Source organism: uncultured Spongiibacter sp., from assembly GCF_964011655.1.
Taxonomy (GTDB): domain Bacteria; phylum Pseudomonadota; class Gammaproteobacteria; order Pseudomonadales; family Spongiibacteraceae; genus Spongiibacter; species Spongiibacter marinus.
Window position 1 is genome coordinate 103,364 of the sequence record NZ_CAXGPO010000007.1, and the last position, 18,157, is coordinate 121,520.

The 18,157-nt window shown below is 56.1% G+C and carries 20 protein-coding genes; 14 read left to right on the top strand and 6 right to left on the bottom strand.

All coding sequences use genetic code 11. The annotated features are described in order from the left end of the window. Nucleotides 1-35: 35 nt before the first annotated feature. From ABNS66_RS05655 to ABNS66_RS05705, 11 genes are all read left to right on the top strand, one after another. The gene (locus ABNS66_RS05655; protein WP_286839173.1) at nucleotides 36-374 is read left to right on the top strand and encodes a hypothetical protein; all 339 of its coding nucleotides are present in this window, start codon (nucleotides 36-38) and stop codon (nucleotides 372-374) included. A gap of 3 nt (nucleotides 375-377) precedes the next feature. Continuing rightward, nucleotides 378-788, top strand: a complete 411-nt coding sequence (locus tag ABNS66_RS05660) for a DUF2231 domain-containing protein (protein ID WP_286839170.1) — start codon at nucleotides 378-380, stop codon at nucleotides 786-788. 539 nt (nucleotides 789-1,327) lie between these two features. After that, nucleotides 1,328-1,819, top strand: coding sequence for a pyridoxamine 5'-phosphate oxidase family protein (locus ABNS66_RS05665; RefSeq protein WP_286839168.1), 492 nt, complete (start codon nucleotides 1,328-1,330; stop codon nucleotides 1,817-1,819). Continuing rightward, nucleotides 1,816-2,319 (top strand): GNAT family N-acetyltransferase, encoded by a 504-nt coding sequence (locus tag ABNS66_RS05670; RefSeq protein ID WP_286839165.1) that lies wholly within the window; start codon nucleotides 1,816-1,818, stop codon nucleotides 2,317-2,319. Before ABNS66_RS05665 ends, ABNS66_RS05670 begins: the two co-directional genes overlap by 4 nt. 177 nt (nucleotides 2,320-2,496) lie before the next feature. Further along, a complete protein-coding gene (locus ABNS66_RS05675; protein WP_286839163.1) occupies nucleotides 2,497-2,883 on the top strand; it encodes a PhoD-like phosphatase N-terminal domain-containing protein in 387 nt (128 codons plus the stop codon). An 88-nt stretch (nucleotides 2,884-2,971) separates the two neighbouring features. Further along, the gene (locus ABNS66_RS05680) at nucleotides 2,972-3,736 is read left to right on the top strand and encodes an exodeoxyribonuclease III (RefSeq protein ID WP_286839161.1); all 765 of its coding nucleotides are present in this window, start codon (nucleotides 2,972-2,974) and stop codon (nucleotides 3,734-3,736) included. 45 nt (nucleotides 3,737-3,781) lie between these two features. After that, complete coding sequence (locus ABNS66_RS05685; RefSeq protein ID WP_286839159.1) at nucleotides 3,782-4,225, top strand: hypothetical protein; 444 nt, start codon at nucleotides 3,782-3,784, stop codon at nucleotides 4,223-4,225. Nucleotides 4,226-4,246: 21 nt separating this feature from the next. Beyond that, complete coding sequence (locus ABNS66_RS05690) at nucleotides 4,247-5,002, top strand: SGNH/GDSL hydrolase family protein (RefSeq protein WP_286839157.1); 756 nt, start codon at nucleotides 4,247-4,249, stop codon at nucleotides 5,000-5,002. A gap of 250 nt (nucleotides 5,003-5,252) precedes the next feature. After that, complete coding sequence (locus ABNS66_RS05695) at nucleotides 5,253-7,631, top strand: DUF6351 family protein (protein WP_286839155.1); 2,379 nt, start codon at nucleotides 5,253-5,255, stop codon at nucleotides 7,629-7,631. A gap of 84 nt (nucleotides 7,632-7,715) precedes the next feature. Next, nucleotides 7,716-8,579 (top strand): lysophospholipase, encoded by an 864-nt coding sequence (locus tag ABNS66_RS05700; protein ID WP_348655242.1) that lies wholly within the window; start codon nucleotides 7,716-7,718, stop codon nucleotides 8,577-8,579. Between the two features lie 87 nt (nucleotides 8,580-8,666). Then, nucleotides 8,667-9,050, top strand: coding sequence for a VOC family protein (locus tag ABNS66_RS05705; protein ID WP_204997225.1), 384 nt, complete (start codon nucleotides 8,667-8,669; stop codon nucleotides 9,048-9,050). 15 nt (nucleotides 9,051-9,065) lie between these two features. On the opposite strand, the gene ABNS66_RS05710 is transcribed toward ABNS66_RS05705, so the two are convergent. Beyond that, nucleotides 9,066-9,890, bottom strand: a complete 825-nt coding sequence (locus ABNS66_RS05710; protein WP_286839151.1) for an MBL fold metallo-hydrolase — start codon at nucleotides 9,888-9,890, stop codon at nucleotides 9,066-9,068. 166 nt (nucleotides 9,891-10,056) lie between these two features. Here ABNS66_RS05710 and ABNS66_RS05715 point away from each other — a divergent pair, with 166 nt between their 5' ends. After that, entirely contained in the window at nucleotides 10,057-10,668 is a 612-nt protein-coding gene (locus ABNS66_RS05715) for a response regulator transcription factor (RefSeq protein ID WP_286839150.1), read from the top strand. Here ABNS66_RS05715 and ABNS66_RS05720 read toward each other — a convergent pair. Next, nucleotides 10,655-12,406 carry an ATP-binding protein gene (locus tag ABNS66_RS05720; protein WP_286839149.1) on the bottom strand — a complete coding sequence of 584 codons (1,752 nt, stop codon included), beginning with the start codon at nucleotides 12,404-12,406 and terminating at the stop codon, nucleotides 10,655-10,657. The two genes, ABNS66_RS05715 and ABNS66_RS05720, sit on opposite strands and share 14 nt — an antisense overlap. Before the next feature lie 152 nt (nucleotides 12,407-12,558). Between ABNS66_RS05720 and ABNS66_RS05725 the strand changes: the two genes are divergently transcribed. Next, nucleotides 12,559-14,145: a hypothetical protein gene (locus ABNS66_RS05725; protein WP_286839148.1), complete on the top strand. Its 1,587-nt coding sequence runs from the start codon at nucleotides 12,559-12,561 to the stop codon at nucleotides 14,143-14,145. 239 nt (nucleotides 14,146-14,384) lie between these two features. Then, a complete protein-coding gene (locus ABNS66_RS05730) occupies nucleotides 14,385-14,915 on the top strand; it encodes a hypothetical protein (RefSeq protein ID WP_286839147.1) in 531 nt (176 codons plus the stop codon). Between the two features lie 20 nt (nucleotides 14,916-14,935). Here the strand turns inward: ABNS66_RS05730 and ABNS66_RS05735 are convergent, their stop codons facing one another. The 4 genes from ABNS66_RS05735 to ABNS66_RS05750 form a co-directional block, all read right to left on the bottom strand. Beyond that, a complete protein-coding gene (locus tag ABNS66_RS05735; protein WP_348655243.1) occupies nucleotides 14,936-15,292 on the bottom strand; it encodes a hypothetical protein in 357 nt (118 codons plus the stop codon). A 329-nt stretch (nucleotides 15,293-15,621) separates the two neighbouring features. Next, nucleotides 15,622-16,647, bottom strand: a complete 1,026-nt coding sequence (gene holA, locus ABNS66_RS05740) for a DNA polymerase III subunit delta (RefSeq protein WP_286839145.1) — start codon at nucleotides 16,645-16,647, stop codon at nucleotides 15,622-15,624. Then, nucleotides 16,631-17,158, bottom strand: a complete 528-nt coding sequence (lptE, locus tag ABNS66_RS05745) for an LPS assembly lipoprotein LptE (RefSeq protein ID WP_286694566.1) — start codon at nucleotides 17,156-17,158, stop codon at nucleotides 16,631-16,633. The genes holA and lptE overlap by 17 nt, the downstream gene beginning before the upstream one ends. Beyond that, a partial coding sequence (locus tag ABNS66_RS05750) for a class I tRNA ligase family protein (RefSeq protein ID WP_348655244.1) occupies nucleotides 17,148-18,157 on the bottom strand: 1,010 nt, incomplete at its 5' end. The genes lptE and ABNS66_RS05750, both read right to left, overlap by 11 nt.

The window sequence follows — 18,157 nt, forward strand, 5'->3', positions numbered from 1 at the left end:
CTACCAAAAAATAATCGTACAACGAGGAATCCAATATGTTGAATTACGCATTGATCTCATTTGGGATTGCCGCCGTCGGCGGCTTAGTTCTGGCAGCCAGCGTGTTGCGCGACAAGTTCGCGCCGTGGGCTTTATCAATCGTGCACGCATTGTTGGGTGCCACTGGTCTGGTGTTGCTGATTACCATTCTGGTGCAGGGTTCCGCTCCGCAGCAGGTTCTAATCGGCTTTGTCCTGTTGCTGGTTGCCGCACTAGGTGGCTTTTTCCTAGCGTCCTTCCATCTACGGCAGAAAATTCCGCCGAAGGCAGTCGTGGTGGTACACGCCGGCGTGGCTGTTGCAGGCTTTCTCACCCTGGTCAGTTTGGTGCTGTAGAGCATGCGGCATCCGCTGCACCCTGCGTTGGTGCATTTCCCTGTTGCCTGCTGGTCATTGGCTGTTGTTTCAGATTTCGCCAGTCTGCACTTCGGTGAGGCAGCCTGGCGATGCTCGGCAGGTCTCTTGGCCGTGGGTTGTGGCATGGCGATTCTCGCCATGTTGGCTGGCCTTCTGGAGCTTTCGAAAGTTCCAGAAGGCCAGCCGCTGCGTGATACTTACTGGCACATCGGCTTGATGCTTGCCGCATTTAGCTTATTTACAGTGCGTCTTCTATTGGGTTTGGAGCAATTCCAGCCGGTCGCGCCGAATCTCGCACTTTTGTGCGTGAATGTTGGGGGGGGGATTTCTCTGGTAGTTGGCGGTTGGTTTGGTGGTCGACTAGTGTATCAACACGGTATAGGGGAAAATTAAAAGCTGGTGATTGGATACTGCAACGCGTACTCAACCCGCTGAATCCACTTTAGCTCTTAGAGGTGGGGGATAACAACGCCTTGTAGTTCCCGTTCTCAGATAGCAGGACGTCAGAACTCACGTTATCTGCGATGAGATATGCGCTAAGAATGCGGGAGCCTGTGCGTGGCTTGGATCAAAGGATTGAGTATATGAACGGTGAGTTTCAAATTTTATTGGGGACGAAAGGCATCTGGCATAGCGTGAATCGGTCAGGGCAGTGCACGGACAATGCTCGAATGGAGTCGTTCTTCCACAGTCTTAAGGCCGAGCTTATCCGGGGAGCGGTGTTCAATGGTGTGAAGACATTAGGTAACGCCTTGTCACATTACATCAACAAGTTTTATAACGAATGTCGGTTACACTCGAGAATTAGTTATTTGTCCCCGATAGAATATGAGTGCAGTGTAGTAGTTTGAAATGGGTACCCATTTTATTGGGGGAAGATCACGCTTCGCGCTCGAGCGTTAAAACGGACTGCTTAACCTAAAGGAGTAAGTATGGAAATAGAGAAAAACTGGCCGGATATTCTAAAGGTTCTTGGCAATGCCAAGCGCTCCAACCGTTTCTTCTCCATCGCTACTGTAAATCCTGACGGGAACCCTCACGTAACACCGATAGGTCATGTGTTTTTTCGTGATGATATGACGGGCTATTACTTCGACGCTTACTCAAAAACCATGCCGAAAAACTTCGAGTACAACAAGCGAGTATGTGTCATGGCTGTAAACAGTAGCACCAGATTTTGGTTAAAGTCCCTTTTCAAGGGGCAGTTCGACTCGGCTCCTGCTGTGCGTTTGTTTGGAGAGGTTGGTGAGGCACGGCAAGCCACCGAGGATGAAATTTTTGAGCTTCAGAATGCCATCCAAGTCACCAGGAAACTGAAGGGGCATAAATTGCTCTGGAGTGATCTGGATAGGGTGCGAGATATTAATTTCGATTCCTTCTCGCCTGCAACATATCCGGCAATGTGCGAGGGGCTCTGGAAGTGAGCCAAGGCGAGACGGTTTTTAACAATGCCAGACACAGCGACGGCATTGCAGCCTTGCCTTCACTCCGTAGCCGCGCGTTATATTTCAGGGAAGCTATGAGCAAAGAGAACGGAGAGTACCGCATAAGCGATGACCGAAGTGATGTGCAAGTTGATAAGGTTGAAGCACTTTTAAGGTCATCGTATTGGGCTAAAGAAAGGCCGCTGGAGACCATGATGGTCTCAATAGACAATAGCATTTGCTTCTCGCTGCTTCACAAAGGTGAACAGGTCGGCTTTGCGCGAGTCGTTACTGATTTCGCTTCTGTAGCCTATATCGCTGATTTAATAATTCATCCGGATCATCGTGGTAAGGGCCTTGGAAAGTGGGTATTCGGCGAGATTAGCAACGACCCGCGCTGGCGCGCGAAGTTTCAATTTCTTGCAACCGATGATGCTCATGGGCTGTATCAGCAGTTTGGGTTTTCTGGCAGTAGCAAGTTAATGAGCACAAAAATATAACAGGCGTTAGCCGTTGCCGCTGTGGTTTCTGCGGTTTGAAGGCCCGCCGTTTGCTGGTGTAAGTAGATTCGCATAACATCATCGACATCGATTTGGGCGCTTGCTCGTTCTACACACTCTATACAGACCTTGGTCCGCTAATGTCATGAAAAGAACTCATCGCCGCGTTGGTGCGCCATGCCGCTGACCAGACGCCGTATTCTCGGTCTTGTGCCCGCAGTTGCAGGCGTATCACTATTGAGCGCATGTGGTGGTGATGCCGGGCACAGCGGTTCGTTTATGGTGGATGATGAAACGCTGTTGCCGCCGCTGGGGGCTGGCGATGCGGCGTCGGTATTTCCCTCTTCCGTGGCGAGTGGTGATCCGACGCCGTCGGGCGTTATTCTCTGGACGCGCCTTGAGCAATCGGCAATCGAGCCTGATCAGGATGTGCTTTGGGAAGTGGCCGAGGATGAACGCTTCTTGCGTCGGGTGGCTGAGCATTACGGCGCGTCGCCGACACTGGTTTATCTGGAAAGCCCTGTGGTAGTGGACAACGTTAGCGGTGAGGTCATCAGCGACTAACGCGTTGTACATCCGCTGCGCCTGTTCCTTTGAGGGCTGGTAGTTTGCGTGGTATATAGTGCCCCTGCTTTGATTAAGGACGGGACATATGCGCATAGCTTCTTGGAACGTGAACGGTATTCGCGCGGTAATGAAGAAAGAGTTTCTGGAGTCGGTGGCCACGCTGGATGCCGATGTTTTATGCCTGCAGGAAACCAAGGCGCAGGACGACCAAGTGGCCGCGGCGCTGGAAACCCTTGAGGGTTACCATATTTACAGTAACTCGGCGGAGCGCAAGGGCTATTCGGGCGTGGCCATTCTGAGCCGCAAAGCGCCGCTGCGAGTGTTCGCGGATATCGGCATTGATGAGCACGACAAGGAAGGGCGCGTGCTCACTGCTGAGTTTGATGACTTTTACCTGCTTACCGTTTACACCCCCAACTCCGGCAGTGAGCTGGTGCGCTTGCCGTATCGCGAGCGCTGGGATCGCGACTTTCTGGCCTATGTGAACAAGCTCGGTGAAGACAAGCCGGTACTCATGTGTGGCGACTTTAATGTTGCCCACACTGAAATGGATATCGCCCGCCCCAAGCCCAATTACAACAAAAGCGCGGGTTACACCCAAAAGGAAATCGACGGGCTGGACCATATTCTGGCGGCCGATTTCGTTGATACCTATCGCGCCCTGCATCCGGAAACGGTGAAATACAGCTGGTGGAGCTACCGTGCCGGTGCCCGTGGTAAAAATATTGGCTGGCGGATCGACTACTTCCTAGGTAATCGCGACTTTGTCGAGCAGCGAGTGACAGCGGCGGAGATCTGGAATGATATTCACGGCTCCGATCACTGCCCGGTCAGTGTGGATTTGAGCTAGTCGGCGCAAAAGCAGGGCCAGTGATGATACGAGGGCGACAGGGCAATGGCATCTGAAGCGGAAAAAGGCCGTGTGGAAGTCAGCATTTTCTGCCGCTTTGCCGAGGCCGCAGGCCTGGATCACCGCGACGTTGAAAAACAATTGCCGGAGGGCGGCAAGCCGGATATCCGCTGTCGGCTCAATGGGCAAGTCACCTATTTTGAATTGACCGAGGCCTGCTCGGAAGATCTGGCCAAGGCGATCGCCGGGGCAGGGCGCGTTGACAGCGAGGCCCTCGCCCGCCTTACCGACTACACCTCTGCGACCTACCTGAAGAAAATTGCCAAGCGCTACCAAGTGAGCGAGCCCGTTGAGCTACTGATCTACAACATTGGCCGCACGCTGCTGCCCGATAAGGTGATTATCGACAATCTGCGCAAGCTCGCGCAGCGTGATAAAGGCCAGTTCCGCCGTGTGTGGTATTTCGGCGACAGTGTTGTTCAGCTCTAGCGTGGTGATGTGCAGGGGGAGTTGTCATGGAAAAGGCTGGGGCGGCTGGGCGTTGAGGCGACGGAGATGATCTATCCGCTGTCGGGAATATTGCTCGGGCCGGTCTTATTAGCGCAGGGCCGCTATGTGCGCGGCATTACGCCGCGTCTGCCCGAGGCCGCGGGGCCGCGCTCGGGGCAACTGGGCGACAGCGGGCAAGCGCTGCGCTTGTTGCTGGTGGGAGACTCTGCGGCGGCGGGGGTTGGCGTTGCCAGTCAGGAAGAGGCCTTGCTGGGCCAGTTGGTCGCCGGGCTTGCGCCGTTGCGGCCGCTACATTGGCGCCTACTGGCGCGCTCCGGCGATACTTCCGCACAGTTATTGGCACGTTTAGCCAGCGAGAGTGCTGACGCCGCCGACGCTGTGGTGGTGTCTATTGGGGTGAATGACGTGCTTGCCGCCACTGGGCGGGGCCGGTGGTGCAACAACATTACCGAGATTATCCGCCTGCTGCGCGAGCGCTTTGCCGCCAAGCATATTTATTTTTCCGCGCTGCCACCCATGCACGCCTTTCCTGCATTGCCGCAACCTCTGCGTTGGTGGTTGGGCCTGCGCGCCCGGCAATTAAATACCGAGCTGAGACAGCTTGTTGAGCCGCTGGCAGACTGCAGCTACGTTCAGGTGCCTTACACCTTGCACCCAGCGGCTATCGCCGAAGACGGTTTTCACCCGGGTGCGGCGGCCTATCGGGAGTGGGCGCGCTATCTTGTTGATGAGGTGGGGTTGGGCCGCGGTCACTGACGCTGAGCTATACCATTACCGAATCATGAGTTGACGCGCTGCCTTGAGTGTTCGTTGGATTGTCTCGTTATTCCTTGAGTTGTAAATGAGTGCCGGCCGCTATTTTCGCGGCTTACGCCCCCCGTTTTCCGCGGCTCTACTATGCTGAATTCAGTCTTTGCATTTGACACTGCACGCTAAGTCTATAAAGTGACATAGCGGTTTGCGCGGCTAGGCGGTTGCGTCAGTCGGAGCGTGGAGGAGGACACCCGTGAATAATAAGATAATGTTAGTCGTTTTTACCCTACTGCTTGCCGCGTGCGGCGGCGGTAGTTCAAGTAGCAGTAACTCGGGTGGCAACCCAGACCCCGGCAATGGCGGTAACCCCGGTGGCCCCGGTACGGTCGATGACCGCGTAAGTCTGCAAGTGCTGTCGAACCGACCTGACCTAGTCTCTGCTGGCGATGTGTTGGTAGAGGTGGTTGCGGAAGATGCTGCCGCCGTCGACGAGCTGGTACTGCTGCGTAACAACACCGATGTGACTCAGCTGCTGCAAGCTGACCCGGATAATCCGCTGCGCTTGTTGGCCCTGGTTGATGGCCTGAGCGTCGGCGAGAACACCCTAAGCACGAATATCGGCAACAGCCTGACGGTGGTAAACCACCCCTCTGGCGGCCCCGTGTTTACCGGCCCGCATATCCAGCCCTGGAAGTGTCAGGACAGCGCTGTGGACGAAAACTGTAACCAGCCTGTTGAGTACCGCTGGTTGTACAAGTCCAGTAACTCGCTGCAGGGCGGCTTGCAGCCTTATGACCTGGACAATCCGCCCGATGATGTGGCGATGACCACCACGGATAACGGTGAAACGGTGCCGTTTATTGTGCGCCAGGAAATTGGTTATCAGGCCCGCGATCAATACACGATATTTACGCTGCAAAAAGTCGGTGAAGACTGGACGCCAATGCAGCCGCAGTCGCAGTGGAACCGCCGCCTGTTGGTGACCCACGGCGGTAACTGTCGCGGCGACCACGACACCAGCTCAGCGCGCACAGACGATTACGCTGGCACCATTCCCGGCAACCCGCTGATCGAGCAGTCTTATATTACTGCGCTGGGGCTGGGTTGGTCGGTGCTGTCCACTGCTCAGCTGAACTTGGGCCACAACTGTAATTTGAGCTATCAGGCCGAGTCGCTGCTGATGGCAAAAGAGCGCTTTATCGAGCAGTACGGCGAGCTGCGCTACACCGTTGGTACGGGCTGTTCAGGCGGGGCGATTACCCAAAACATGATCGCCAATGCCTACCCCGGCTTGTATCAGGGCTTGCTGACCACCTGTACCTACCCGGATGTGATGAGCACCGCGACCCAGTTTGCGGACTACCACATTTTGTTGAAGTACTTCGACTTTAACGTCGATACCACCGAGCCCAGTACGCCGGAAGACCTGATCGCTCATGTGGAAAACATCGTCGGTGCGCAAGTTGCCCGCGATGGCACGCCGTTTACGGTGCTGCAGCAGAACGCCATTTACGGCCACCTTAATGGCATCGTGAATGCCTCGCTAGCCGACTCAGCGTTGTTCGCCGAAGCGGTCGACCCCGCGTCTAACTGCGGGGGAGTGAGTGCCGAGGAGCGCTTTGACCAGGACACCAACCCCGGCGGTGTGCGCTGCGATGTACTGACCTTTATGCAAAATATGATCGGTGAGCGCGAGCGCTTTCCCGCCGAGGACCCCCGCGACCGCTGGAGCCAGATTGAAAAAGACCTGGGTTATGCGTTCTCGGGTTTTCCGCTGGGCAATGAAGGGGTGCAGTACGGCCTAACGGCCTTGCAACAGGGGATTATTTCGCCGGCGCAATTCCTGGCGCTCAACACCAATATTGGCGGTGTTGACCCCAGTCTGAATGTGACCCAGGAGCGTTTAAAGCCGGACTACCCGGCGCTGCCCAATGCTTACCGCACAGGTATTATGAACACCATTGTGAATATGGATACGGTGCCCATCATTAATATGACCGGCCCAGACCCCGGTGCGGCCCACGACAGTGTGCATGGTTACTGGGTGCGCTGGCGTCTGGAGCGGGAGTTCGGCCACCGCGACAACTTTGTGCACTGGGGCGGTCTGACACCGCTGGTTGGCGACCTGAATTATATGAATCAGTCGCTGGTCGCGATGGCCTCCTGGCTGGACGCCATTGAAGCCGATACCAGCGATACGCCACTGGCACAAAAAATTATCGCCAATAAGCCCGCCGATGTGCAGGACCAGTGCAATGGCATTCCCGGTGAGATGTGCCCGGAAGAGTTGATGCTGGTATTCGGTACGCCGCGCACGGTGGCCGGCGCCGATAAATATGGCGACCAGGTGCAGTGTGAGCTCCGGCCTTTCAGCCGCAACGACGACTACGGTCTGGGGAACGTAATGTGGCAGGAAAGCGATTGGCAGGCGCTTGAGCAAACCTTTGCGACCGGCGTTTGCGACTGGACCAAGCGCCCGCTGGAATGGCAGCGCACGATCACTTGGCTGAAATACCAGGATGCTCAGGGCGATGTGATTACCGGTGGCGAGCAAATGACGCCCGCTGCCTTCCCGGCCGGTTGGGCGAGCCCGGCGTTTGCCAAGACCTGGGAGCCAGGCTGGCAGCAGTAAGCCGACAGTCGTAACAAGGCGACCTCAGGACGGGCGGGATAGTGAATCATCCCGCCCGTTTCTGTATGGTGTGCGCTCTTTTTTGTGACTGCGACTCGCCTCATGCCCGATCACCACTATTCTGAATTGCGCCTCCACAGTGCCGATGGCACGCCACTATTTGCCCGTGAATGGCGTCCGGCAGGGCCTGCCAAGGCCTGGGTAACCCTGAGCCACGGCACCAGCGAACACTCCGGTCGCTACGCCCATGTAGCGAAGGCATTTAACGATGCGGGCCTTGGCCTGGTGATGGCCGATCTGCGCGGCAGTGGCCAGAGCCCCGGAAAACGCGGCCATATCGAGCGGTTTTCGCAGTATTGTGACGATGTTAAGGCCGCGATCCGGCACACCCAGAGTCATCAGCCTGCCGTGCATTTTCTGGGTGGGCACAGCCTGGGGGGCTTGATCGCAGCCAGTATTGCGACTGAAAACCCCGAGGGTATCGATGGCGTATTTTTAAGCTGCGCCGCTTTTCAGTTGGGTTTTGCACCCGCGCCCTGGAAGCTGGCGCTGAGCCGCGTACTTGCCACACTGTGGCCCAGCCTGCCTATTAGCAACGAGATTGATGTCGCCCAGTTGAGCCGCGATGCCAGCGTGGGGGAGAGCCAGCAGCGCGATCCTTATAACCACGGCAAAGTGACCCCCAGTATGTTTTTGGCGTTCATTCAGGCCCAGCAGCAGGTGATGCAGGATGCGCCGAACATTGAGTTGCCGATGCTGGTGATGCATGGCGGCGCTGATGCCATCAGTGCCTGCGAGGGCAGCGAGCGGTTCTTCGCCAAATTGCGCAGTGACAATAAGGTGCTAAAGATCTACGACGGCATGTACCACGAGATCTTTAATGAACTGGGCAAAGAGCAAGTGTTTAGCGATGTGCTGGATTGGATGGCCAAAGTCGGCGAGCAATAAGCGCTATCTTGTCCGTCCTTCGCATCCACCGAATGGGAATAACGCGCTATAGTGCTAGCCGTTTTTGCTCAACAGTAAGGAAGAGATATGTTCAGTCATGTAATGGTTGGTGCGAATGATGTTGCTGCATCAAAGCGTTTTTACGATGCGATTCTCGGTGCCTTGGGCTATGAGCCGGGAATGATGGACGAGCGCGGCCGCTGTTTTTATTTCACCGCCAGCGGTGTATTCGCCATTACGCCACCAATTAATGGTGAGCCCGCCTGTCATGGCAATGGCAGCACTATCGGTTTTGCCGCGAGCAGCCCGGAACAAGCCGATGCCTGGCATGCTGCCGGCGTGGCCAATGGCGGAACATCTTGTGAAGATGCGCCGGGTGTGCGCGAGGGCGCAATTGGCAAGTTGTACCTCGCTTATCTGCGTGACCCTTCTGGCAATAAGGTGTGTGCGCTACACCGCGTGGAAAGCTAGGTCTGTTAGTCGGCGCTAGGCCAGCCCGAGGCTGGCCAAACTGGCGCTGACCATATTGCGCTTGCTCATATGCATGAGTGAGAGCAGGGCGTTGGCGTCTTCGCGCCCGAGCAGTTTGCGCGTTATCTGGCGCTCGCTAAGGCCAGAGCGGTGCAGGGCTGCCACCTCATCGCGAAAGCCGCGAATATGGTCCAGTTTTTCCTGCAGCACGGCTTTGCCATTGCTCACCACCGCGCGATGAGAGCAGAGCAGCGTGTCGAAGTCGAGTGATAGCACTTTCTCCAGGCTGTCGATCCACTCGCCCACATTGTCTTCAATGGTCATGTATTTCAGCCGGCTGGAAACATACAAATCGCCTGAAAATAGCCAGCCTTCATTGGGCTCTAGGTAGCACACCAAATCGGAGGTATGGCCGGGGGTATGAATGGGAATCAGCCGGTGGCCACTGCTGGTGTCGATATGCGTAGGCAGGGTTGCGGGCTGGCAAGCGGGAACATTCCCAAAGGTCAATCGACGGATCGCCGACAGGCGCATGCCCGCTTTTAGCCTGTCGTGATTATTCGGGTGGCTGTAAAGCGCGGCGCCGTGTTCGCGCTGAAAATAGTCGGCATTGCCGCTGTGGTCTTCGTGGTGGTGGGTCAGCACCACCTGGCGAACGGCAATGTCGGCAAAGTGCCCGCTCAATGCCTCGCGCTCGCGCGACGGCCCGGTATCGATGACGGTGTCGCCCAAACGGTAGACGATGCAACTGGCGGTAAGGTGGTAGCCGCCGCGTCGGTTAACACGGCCCAGGCGTATGCCCTCGATGCCGTTGTGAGAAATGCTGTGTATCAGTGCCATAGGTCTTATCCATTATTTGCGCCTAGCCTATCACTGCATGAGCCATGGGTTAACTTAACGGCTCGTAATGATGTGCGGTGCCGAGCCGGATAAGGGTGAACCCCAGCTTATTTTGCCAGTGCATTCTGGGCTACTATGTCGTCGCCAATAACAATAGAGAAGTTCCTTGAAGGTTTTAATTGTTGATGATCATTTGATGTTTGCCGAGGCCCTGGCGCTGACCCTGCAGGCGAAACTGCCCGGCTGTGAGGTGGGGCAATACGGTTGTGCGCAGGCGCTATTGGGCGATGAGGCCGCGTTGGCCGCTGCCGATTTGTTGATCGTCGATGTGGCCATGCCGGACCTGGATGGATTGTCGCTATTGCGGATTTTGGCGAGTTCGCGGCACACGCTGCGGGTGTTGTTATGCTCTGGCGCCATCGATGAGGACGTGGTGGAAAAATCCCAGCGCCTGTCGGTGGATGGTTTTGTCGACAAGTCTGAGGCCGCTGCCGAATTGGTGACGGCGGTGACGAAAGTCATGGCTGGCGAAGGCTATTTTTCGGAATCCTACCGGCTGTTGGCCAGTCAAACCGCCCCACCCAGTATTAAGCTCAGCCGCCAACAGGGGGCGATATTGGCCCTGCTTCAGCAGGGGAAAAGTAATAAGGAAATTGCGCGCAGTCTGTCGGTGAGTTTGAACACCGTGAAAACCCATCTACGGCTGCTGTTTGATAAATTGGATGTGCCCAACCGTACCGCCTGCCTGGAAAAAGCCCGCTCCCTTAGGCTCTTGTAAACGTATCTGGCGCGCACAGCGAGGCGATACGCTGCAGCAGCTCGGGCAGGGCAACGGGTTTGAGTAGCAGGGCATCGGCGTTGAATGTTTGTTCATGCTGCCCGCGGCTATTGCCACTGAGCACGACTTTGGGCACAGGCTGTGGCCATCTCGACGTTAGTGCAGCAAATACATCGTTGGCAGTGTCGCCATTGGCGAGCTGGCCGTCGCTAATCATGACATCAGGGCTCATCTCGTCGGCGCCGGGCAGGTCGGCGAGCGCTTCTGCCAGGCTGTTAAAGGCGTAGACATCGGCGCCCCATTCCACCAGCGCCATCGACAATGCGTCGGTGATACGTGGGTCGTCGTCCACAACAATAATGCGCAGCTGGCGCCCAGGCGGTAGAGGAGCCCCTTCACTTGCCGGCGCCGCACTGGGTTTTTCCGCTAGCGGCAGTGCGACGGTGAAGCGGCTGCCTTGGCCGGGAGTGGAGTCCACGCGCAATGTGAGCCCGCATAGCTCGCAGACGCGGCGGACAATGCTCAGGCCCAAGCCCAGCCCATCTTCGGCGTCATTGGATCGACTGGCTAGCTGGGTAAATTCCTTAAAAATACTGTCGTGGCGCATCGGGTCAATGCCGATGCCGGTGTCACTAACGGTGAGTTCGAGCTGTTTTTCTGTGTGGTGGCTACTAAGCCGAACGGTGCCGCGCTCGGTGTATTTAACGGCGTTGCCAAGCAGGTTGCGCAATAGCTGGTCAAATAACAGCGGGTCGGTATTAAGCCAGTATTGGCGCTGCACATCATTGTGTAGTGCCAGGCCTTTTTGTTGGGCCTGAGGTAAGCACTCATTGATGAGCTTGGCGAGGTGTTCATCCAGACAGAAGGGCTGGGGTTTGGCAGAGAAGTGTCGGCTTTGCAGGCGGGATAACAGCAGTAATTGCTCCAGCAACTCCCCGCCGGAGGCGATGGCCGTGAGGATTTTTTCGCTGAGCTCACGGCTCGGTGCATCGCCCTGCTCGTTAATCAGCGAGGCGTAAAGCGACGCGGCTTGCAGTGGCTGGCGCAGGTCGTGACTGACCGCCGCCATAAATTGATTCTTGCTGCGATTGGCGCGCTCGGCGTCGCGCCGGGCGATATCGGCCTCGATGCGCAAACGAATATTGTTGAGCTGGGCTTTGTGTATGAACAGGCTGAACGCGGTCAGTGAGCACAAGGTGAGTAAGGGGATGCCTTTGATGAACCAGCTTTGTTCTGCGTGAAAGCGGATTAGATAGAGCGACAGAGAGATAAACAGCGGCGTAATAAAACTAATAAAGATATCGGGGTACACGCCCATGGACACCGAGGGCGTGGAGCTGATCAGGGTAATAACAAGCAGGAAGACTAAAATTTTCTCGGTGCTGGCGCCGTCAAAAAATAGATAGGGCGCAACGCACCAGAGTCCGCTCCACATGAGCGCCATGCCAATATTGATGGCGTGCCACTTCTTGATTTTGCCACTTTCACTGTCGCGGTGGCGTTTGTAGAAGCTGACGACCAGCAGTGAGACGGCGCTGGTTGTTAGCACCAGCGTCGTCCACAACAGCGCATCAGCCCGGCTCATGGCGCCGTTAAACGGCAGCAGCAAGGCCAGGGCTATGGCTGCGGAAACCACAATACGAGACCCCACTTCCGCCATAAACAAATTGTGCCGTTCGCGGGTGATCTGACTTTCCAGCGGGAGGTCGGGTAAGTAGTCGTTAGCAGGTGCTTTCATTGGGGCGTTGTTCAGACAGAGTCAGATCATAGTGTCTCAGCCCGTCATTCTGTTGGCTTCGCCCATCAGAGTGAAGTTTTATTTTTATGGCTTTGCTTAAATTTCATCCGACGACAAGTGTTCCTGTTAGGTGACTGAGAGATTTAAGCACGATGAAGAGACCCGTTTTTTTCCAAGCAGCCCTGGCGGGCGCAATGTTCACCCTCGCTGCCTGTGGCGGTGGTAGTGGTGGTGGCAGTACCACCAGTGTGCCGGAGGGGACGCCGGGAAGTGTTGAGCGCCTGCTCTTTCCTGTGAACAGCACGTCAATTCCCAGTCAGTTCGACATGTACGCCACTGACGGCAGCGCTGAGGGCACGGGCTTGCTGAAGGACTTCAATGAAGGGCAGCCGGCTGTGCAACAATATTACGATGGCCGAGACCCGATATTGTTTGGCGATGGAAAGTTCTACTTTGGTGCCCAATCCCCCAACGAGGGACGTGAGCTGCGGGTCAGTGACGGCACCGAGGCCGGCACATCAGTGTTGGTGGATATCGAAGGCAGTAGCTATCCGCTGGATTTACAGTGGATGGATGGCAAGCTGGCGTTCAGCGCGGGTACAACGGACTTCGCTAGGGAGCTGTTTGTCTACGATCTCGACGCGGAGACGCTGACAGAGATTGATGTGGGTGGCGAGGACTCAAAAAACATTCATGGCATGCAAACGGTCGGCAACTCAATCTTTATCCTTGGCCGAGGGGTAAAATCAGATAGCCGTAATGTTCCTGCGCTGTATGTGAGCGATGGCAGCCAGGAAGGTACGCAGCTGGTGTTTGTTGAAGGTGAGCCGGTTGGTGGTGTGGCCGTAAAGCAACCGACCGAATCGCTGGCGGTGCAGCGCGCTGAAGCGCCAGCAAATACGCCCTATGTGCTGGCAGACGGCGATTACTACCCCACGAATATTCAGCCGCATAGCCTGACCAGCTTTGCCGGGCGGCTGTTCTTTTTGGCCAACAATGACCCCAACAACCAAAGCTCGTTGCTACTGTACAGCGTGGCGGAAGACGGCAGTGATGTGCGCCGCGAGCTGGGTGAGGATGTGACCTTCGTTCAGAATTTAACGGTGGTGGGCGATACGCTGTACTTCTATGCTGACCGCAGGATCAATGCCGCTAACTTCACCCGCCATGTCTATGCCTATGACGGCACCACACTGCAGGAGAGTGGTGATTTCCCCGAGGGGCTGTTTGCCTCGAGGTTTTACGCCACCTCGCTGGGCCTGTTCGTTGTGACCACCAACAACGTGTATCGCACTGCGTTTGAAGACGGGGAGTTCACCTTTGCCTCCATGCACCCCGGCGACACTATGACCACCTACACGGGCGTGAAATCACGGACGCAGTTCGGTGAGCTGTTCACCGAAGTTGAGGGCACCATTTACTTCGTGGCTGACACCGTTATTGACGGCACGGCGGTTGGTGAAGAGCTGTGGAAAACCGACGGTAGCGCTGAAGGCACCTCGCTGGTGCTGGAAACTAACGACCTGACCACTGGCGATAATCTGTCTTCAGCGCCACGGCCGCTGTTGGCTCGCTATGCAAACGCGCCCTTAGTAAGCGGCGAGGTGGCCGGCAAGTTGTTTTTCTCAGCCTATGACAACTCGGCGACACCCACCTTGCATGCCTACATGACAGACGGCACAGCCGAGGGCACGGTTAAGCTGCTTGAGCTACCCAACCAAAGTCGCCGGGACCTGTAGCGTAAATTTCGAGTGGCCAGATAGGGATGCGCCACTGGCAGGGACTGCTCTAGGCACGGATGTCGGCAGGGAAGCACATTCACCCAAACACCGCAGGTGGCTCTCCGCCTGCGGTGTTCTTGTTTTATAAAATACTGATAAGGTCCGTGAGTTTGTCAAAGGGCTTGTAGGGATCGCGTCGCGGCAGCACCCACAATGGCTATAATAACCCGCTGGCACAATTGGTGAATGGAGGCCTTATGAGACGAGTTCAGCGGGCGCAGTCGCCGTGGTGGCTGTGTGGGCTCTTATCACTCGGGATGAGCCTGATGCTGGTCTCCCTGATTCAGCCAGTGGCGCTACCGTGGTGGGCCTGGCTGCTGATGTTCGTCGTGGTGGTGGCAGTGCTGCGGCGCGGCTATGTCACGCGCAGCGAGCTGGAATGGCGGCAAGGCGAGGGCGAACCTGTGCTTGCGGGGCTGCGAATTTTTGACCGCTATAGCGTCGTGCCGCTATCGATTGCGACGGACCAGATTAATGCAGTCTACCTCGTCCACTACGCGTCGCTTTGGCAGTGCCCGCGCGCACGCGCCGAGGACGAAGCTAACCCCTACCATCGACCGTATCGGCAGATGGGCTATATCGGCCCGGGTTTGGTATTGCGGTACCGCTTGCCTGCAATGGCGGGCGACCCCTCTATGCTGCGCAGTGTGCAGTTGCCGATGCCGGAAGCGGCTGATGTTGAGCGGGTGATCAGTCAAGCGAAAGAAAATGTTGAAGGGAGGTCGTGAACGCCCCCCTTTATTGGCAATTAATTATTATTTTTTGAAATTTGATAAAAGCTAATAATGTTTTCAGAAAATGCTAAGTCGTGTTCAGAGGTCATTGCTAAACGTAATAGATCGCCTTCATCGGCGGCGTGCTTATTATCACTTAACAGTGTGATTAATGCGTTTAACTCTTCTCCAGGCGCCCCCAGAATTAACTGAGAACGTAACTCGTCACCAAAGGATAAAACCAACTTTTTAATCGCAAAATAATCGTTGCTGATGTCGCTGTAAGAGTCACTGTCCGCGGAGAGTATGGTATGAAATTGATCGGGAGAATATTCCCAAGCAGCTCCAGATAAAACATCAGTGGTGCCTAAGTCCCAAAAGATACTTAGCAATGTCACCCCGTCACATGACGTCTCTATGGGAAGCGTTTGGGACTTGTAGCCTTTCTTCCGAAATTCAACAATGTCGAAACTGTTTTTCTTTACGGAAATAGTTAATGGAGTAACACCAACGGGTCTGCCATCCAAGAGGACCTGTGCGCCAATTGGTTCTTATGAGAATACTAGCGTCTGACTTGTGCCGCTAATGATCGTTGCACAGCTAGCAATGAAGAAGAGGGATATAGCAATCAAACTGCGTTTCATAATACATCCATATAATTTATTTGTGAGCATACATGCGAGTGAAGGCGGGCGATGCTAATGCATGCGCGATACATGAGTCAATGCGGGTAACTAATTACAGACTGGCCAGCGAGGCCGGTGATAAGTTCGGTGAACAGCAGGCGAGATGATTCGTCGCTCTGGCCTTTTTGCGCTGCATCCAGGCGGCCGGCGAGTTGCAGCAGGCGAGAAAGTGAGCCGACGCTATGTTGGCCTAGGCAGCGCTTGTAAAGATTTTTACGCTTGTCCCACACCCGCGCACCGTCGAGTACACGATCGATGCCATTGCCTTGTTCAATGGCGGCAGCGCAGTTGTAGAGGCTGCGCAGCTCGCGGCTGATGGCGCCGAGCATGGGAATTTCTTCGCTGCCTTCGGCTACCAGGCCGTTGTACATGTTCAGCGCATAGGCGGCGTTACCGGCGAGGGCGGCGTCGATCAATTTGAATATATCGTAGCGGGCGCTGCTTGCCACGGCGGCGGCGACAGTCTCAACACTGACGGCCTGCTCGCCGAGTAAAATTTTTAGCTTTTGAATCTCTTGGTCTGCGGCGAGCAGATTACCCTCCACTCGGTCGGCGAGCAGCTCGGCGGCCTCGCGGTCAGCACTCATACCATTGTCTTTAAGCCGCTGCTGTATCCAGCCGCCGAGCTGGCGGCGGTCTACCGGCCAAATTTGCATGACGGCGCCCGCTTGGTCGATTGCCTTTACCCATTTGGCATTGAGGCTGCGGCTGTCGAGACGGCCACAGGTGATAAGCAGAATATTGCTGCCGTCGGCGTGTTCTAAATACTGTTGCAGGGCAGCGGAGCTTTTCTGGTCCATGCGCGCGCCGCCAAGACGCAGCTCTATCAGTTTGCGGTCGGCAAATAGTGATAGGGATTGGCCCGCTTCCAGCAAGGCATTCCAGTCAAAACCGCGCTCGGCCTCCAGAACGTCGCGCTCGGCGATGCCTTGTTGGCGGCAGTGCTGACGGATAGCGTCGGCGCATTCCTGCTGAATGAGCAACTCATCGCCGCTCAATAGATACACGGGCAGCAGCTGCTTGGTTAACTGGCTGGCAAGTTGCTCAGGGCGCAGTCGCATTGGCGGGGTCCGCTGGTAGCTGTCGCGACCAGTACTCAAGCTGCTGGGCGAGACGGATACTGAGTTGTTCACGCATTTCGGCGCGCACAATGCTGGATTCCGTTTCCTCGCCGACGGGGTTGTTGGCATCGTTTACAACGAGCCGGCGCTGTTCCAATACAACGGGGCCTTTGAGCAGCTGGCCCTGGGGGCTGAACAGGCTGAGGCGAGCGCGTTCGAACAGGGCGTATTCGGCATCGCGCGCTTCGCGGTCCAGAGCGATACTGCGCTTGTCGTAGCGCAACAATTGAACTTCGGCGATAAGCTGAGCTTGGCCGCGTTTGCGCGTGGTGCCCACCTGGTTGATTTGCAGTTGCCGGCGCAGGGCCTGCTGTAACTCCTGGCTGTCGCGACTACCACCGACATAAATCGGTTGCAGCGTGCTGGCAATGCCGGTGCTGCCGCGCAGGGCAAAGCCGCAAGCGCTTAGCAGCAACGTGGCAGCAATGAGTACGAGCGCATTAATTCGCAACGATATTCACCAGTTTTTTGGGTACGACAATTTCCTTGCGGATAGTCAGGCCGTCGATAAATTTCTGCACATTTTCCTGGGCCTTGGCCATCGCTTTAATGGTGTCGGCATCGGCGTCGGCAGGTACTTCCATTTTAGCGCGCACTTTGCCGTTTACCTGAATCACCATTTCGATACTACTGCGAACCAGGGCCGATTCGTCAACGGTTGGCCAGGAGGCGTCAATCACGGCTTCGCTGTGGCCCAGTTGCTGCCACAATTCGTGGCTGATATGCGGCACGATTGGCGACAGCAGGGCAACGGCGGCTTCCAGGGCTTCGCGTTCAACGGCGAGGCACTGATCGGTCTTACGCTCAAAGCGCGACAGTTCGTTGACCAGCTCCATGACGGCGGCAATGGCGGTATTGAACGTTTGGCGTCGGCCGAAGTCGTCGCTGACTTTGGCAATGGTTTCGTGCGTTTTGCGACGCAGGGCCTGCTGGTCTGCTGTTAGGCTGCCAGTGTCGAGCGTCGGTGCGGTGCCGGCATCCAGGTGGTTGGCAACCAGTTTCCACAGGCGACGCAGGAAGCGGTTGGCACCTTCAACTGCGCTGTCAGACCATTCCAGGCTTTGCTCTGGAGGGGCGGCAAACATGATAAACAGGCGCACGGTGTCGGCGCCGTATTTTTCGATGAGTGCCTGCGGGTCGACAGTGTTGCCCTTGGATTTGGACATTTTTGCGCCGTCTTTCAACACCATGCCTTGGCAAAGCAGTTGTGTGAACGGCTCGTCGGAGTGCACCAGCCCTTCGTCGCGCATCAGCTTGTGGAAGAAGCGTGCGTACAACAGGTGGAGAATCGCGTGCTCAATACCGCCGATGTACTGGTCGACGGGCAGCCAGTAATTGGCGCGAACGGGGTCGAGCATGCCGTCTTCGTAGTCGGGGCAAGTGAAGCGAGCGTAGTACCAGCTGGACTCCATAAAGGTGTCGAAGGTGTCGGTTTCGCGCTCGACGGCCT

Excerpts from the sequence above, each read along its gene's own strand:
- ABNS66_RS05705 (WP_204997225.1), top strand. The coding sequence starts at position 8,667 with ATGTTCAGTCATGTAATGGTTGGTGCGAATGATGTTGCTGCATCAAAG.
- holA (WP_286839145.1), bottom strand. The coding sequence starts at position 16,647 with ATGCGACTGCGCCCTGAGCAACTTGCCAGCCAGTTAACCAAGCAGCTG.
- ABNS66_RS05675 (WP_286839163.1), top strand. The coding sequence starts at position 2,497 with ATGCCGCTGACCAGACGCCGTATTCTCGGTCTTGTGCCCGCAGTTGCA.
- ABNS66_RS05660 (WP_286839170.1), top strand. The coding sequence starts at position 378 with ATGCGGCATCCGCTGCACCCTGCGTTGGTGCATTTCCCTGTTGCCTGC.
- ABNS66_RS05725 (WP_286839148.1), top strand. The coding sequence starts at position 12,559 with ATGAAGAGACCCGTTTTTTTCCAAGCAGCCCTGGCGGGCGCAATGTTC.
- ABNS66_RS05655 (WP_286839173.1), top strand. The coding sequence starts at position 36 with ATGTTGAATTACGCATTGATCTCATTTGGGATTGCCGCCGTCGGCGGC.
- ABNS66_RS05730 (WP_286839147.1), top strand. The coding sequence starts at position 14,385 with ATGAGACGAGTTCAGCGGGCGCAGTCGCCGTGGTGGCTGTGTGGGCTC.
- ABNS66_RS05685 (WP_286839159.1), top strand. The coding sequence starts at position 3,782 with ATGGCATCTGAAGCGGAAAAAGGCCGTGTGGAAGTCAGCATTTTCTGC.
- ABNS66_RS05720 (WP_286839149.1), bottom strand. The coding sequence starts at position 12,406 with ATGAAAGCACCTGCTAACGACTACTTACCCGACCTCCCGCTGGAAAGT.
- ABNS66_RS05710 (WP_286839151.1), bottom strand. The coding sequence starts at position 9,890 with ATGGCACTGATACACAGCATTTCTCACAACGGCATCGAGGGCATACGC.
- ABNS66_RS05680 (WP_286839161.1), top strand. The coding sequence starts at position 2,972 with ATGCGCATAGCTTCTTGGAACGTGAACGGTATTCGCGCGGTAATGAAG.
- ABNS66_RS05665 (WP_286839168.1), top strand. The coding sequence starts at position 1,328 with ATGGAAATAGAGAAAAACTGGCCGGATATTCTAAAGGTTCTTGGCAAT.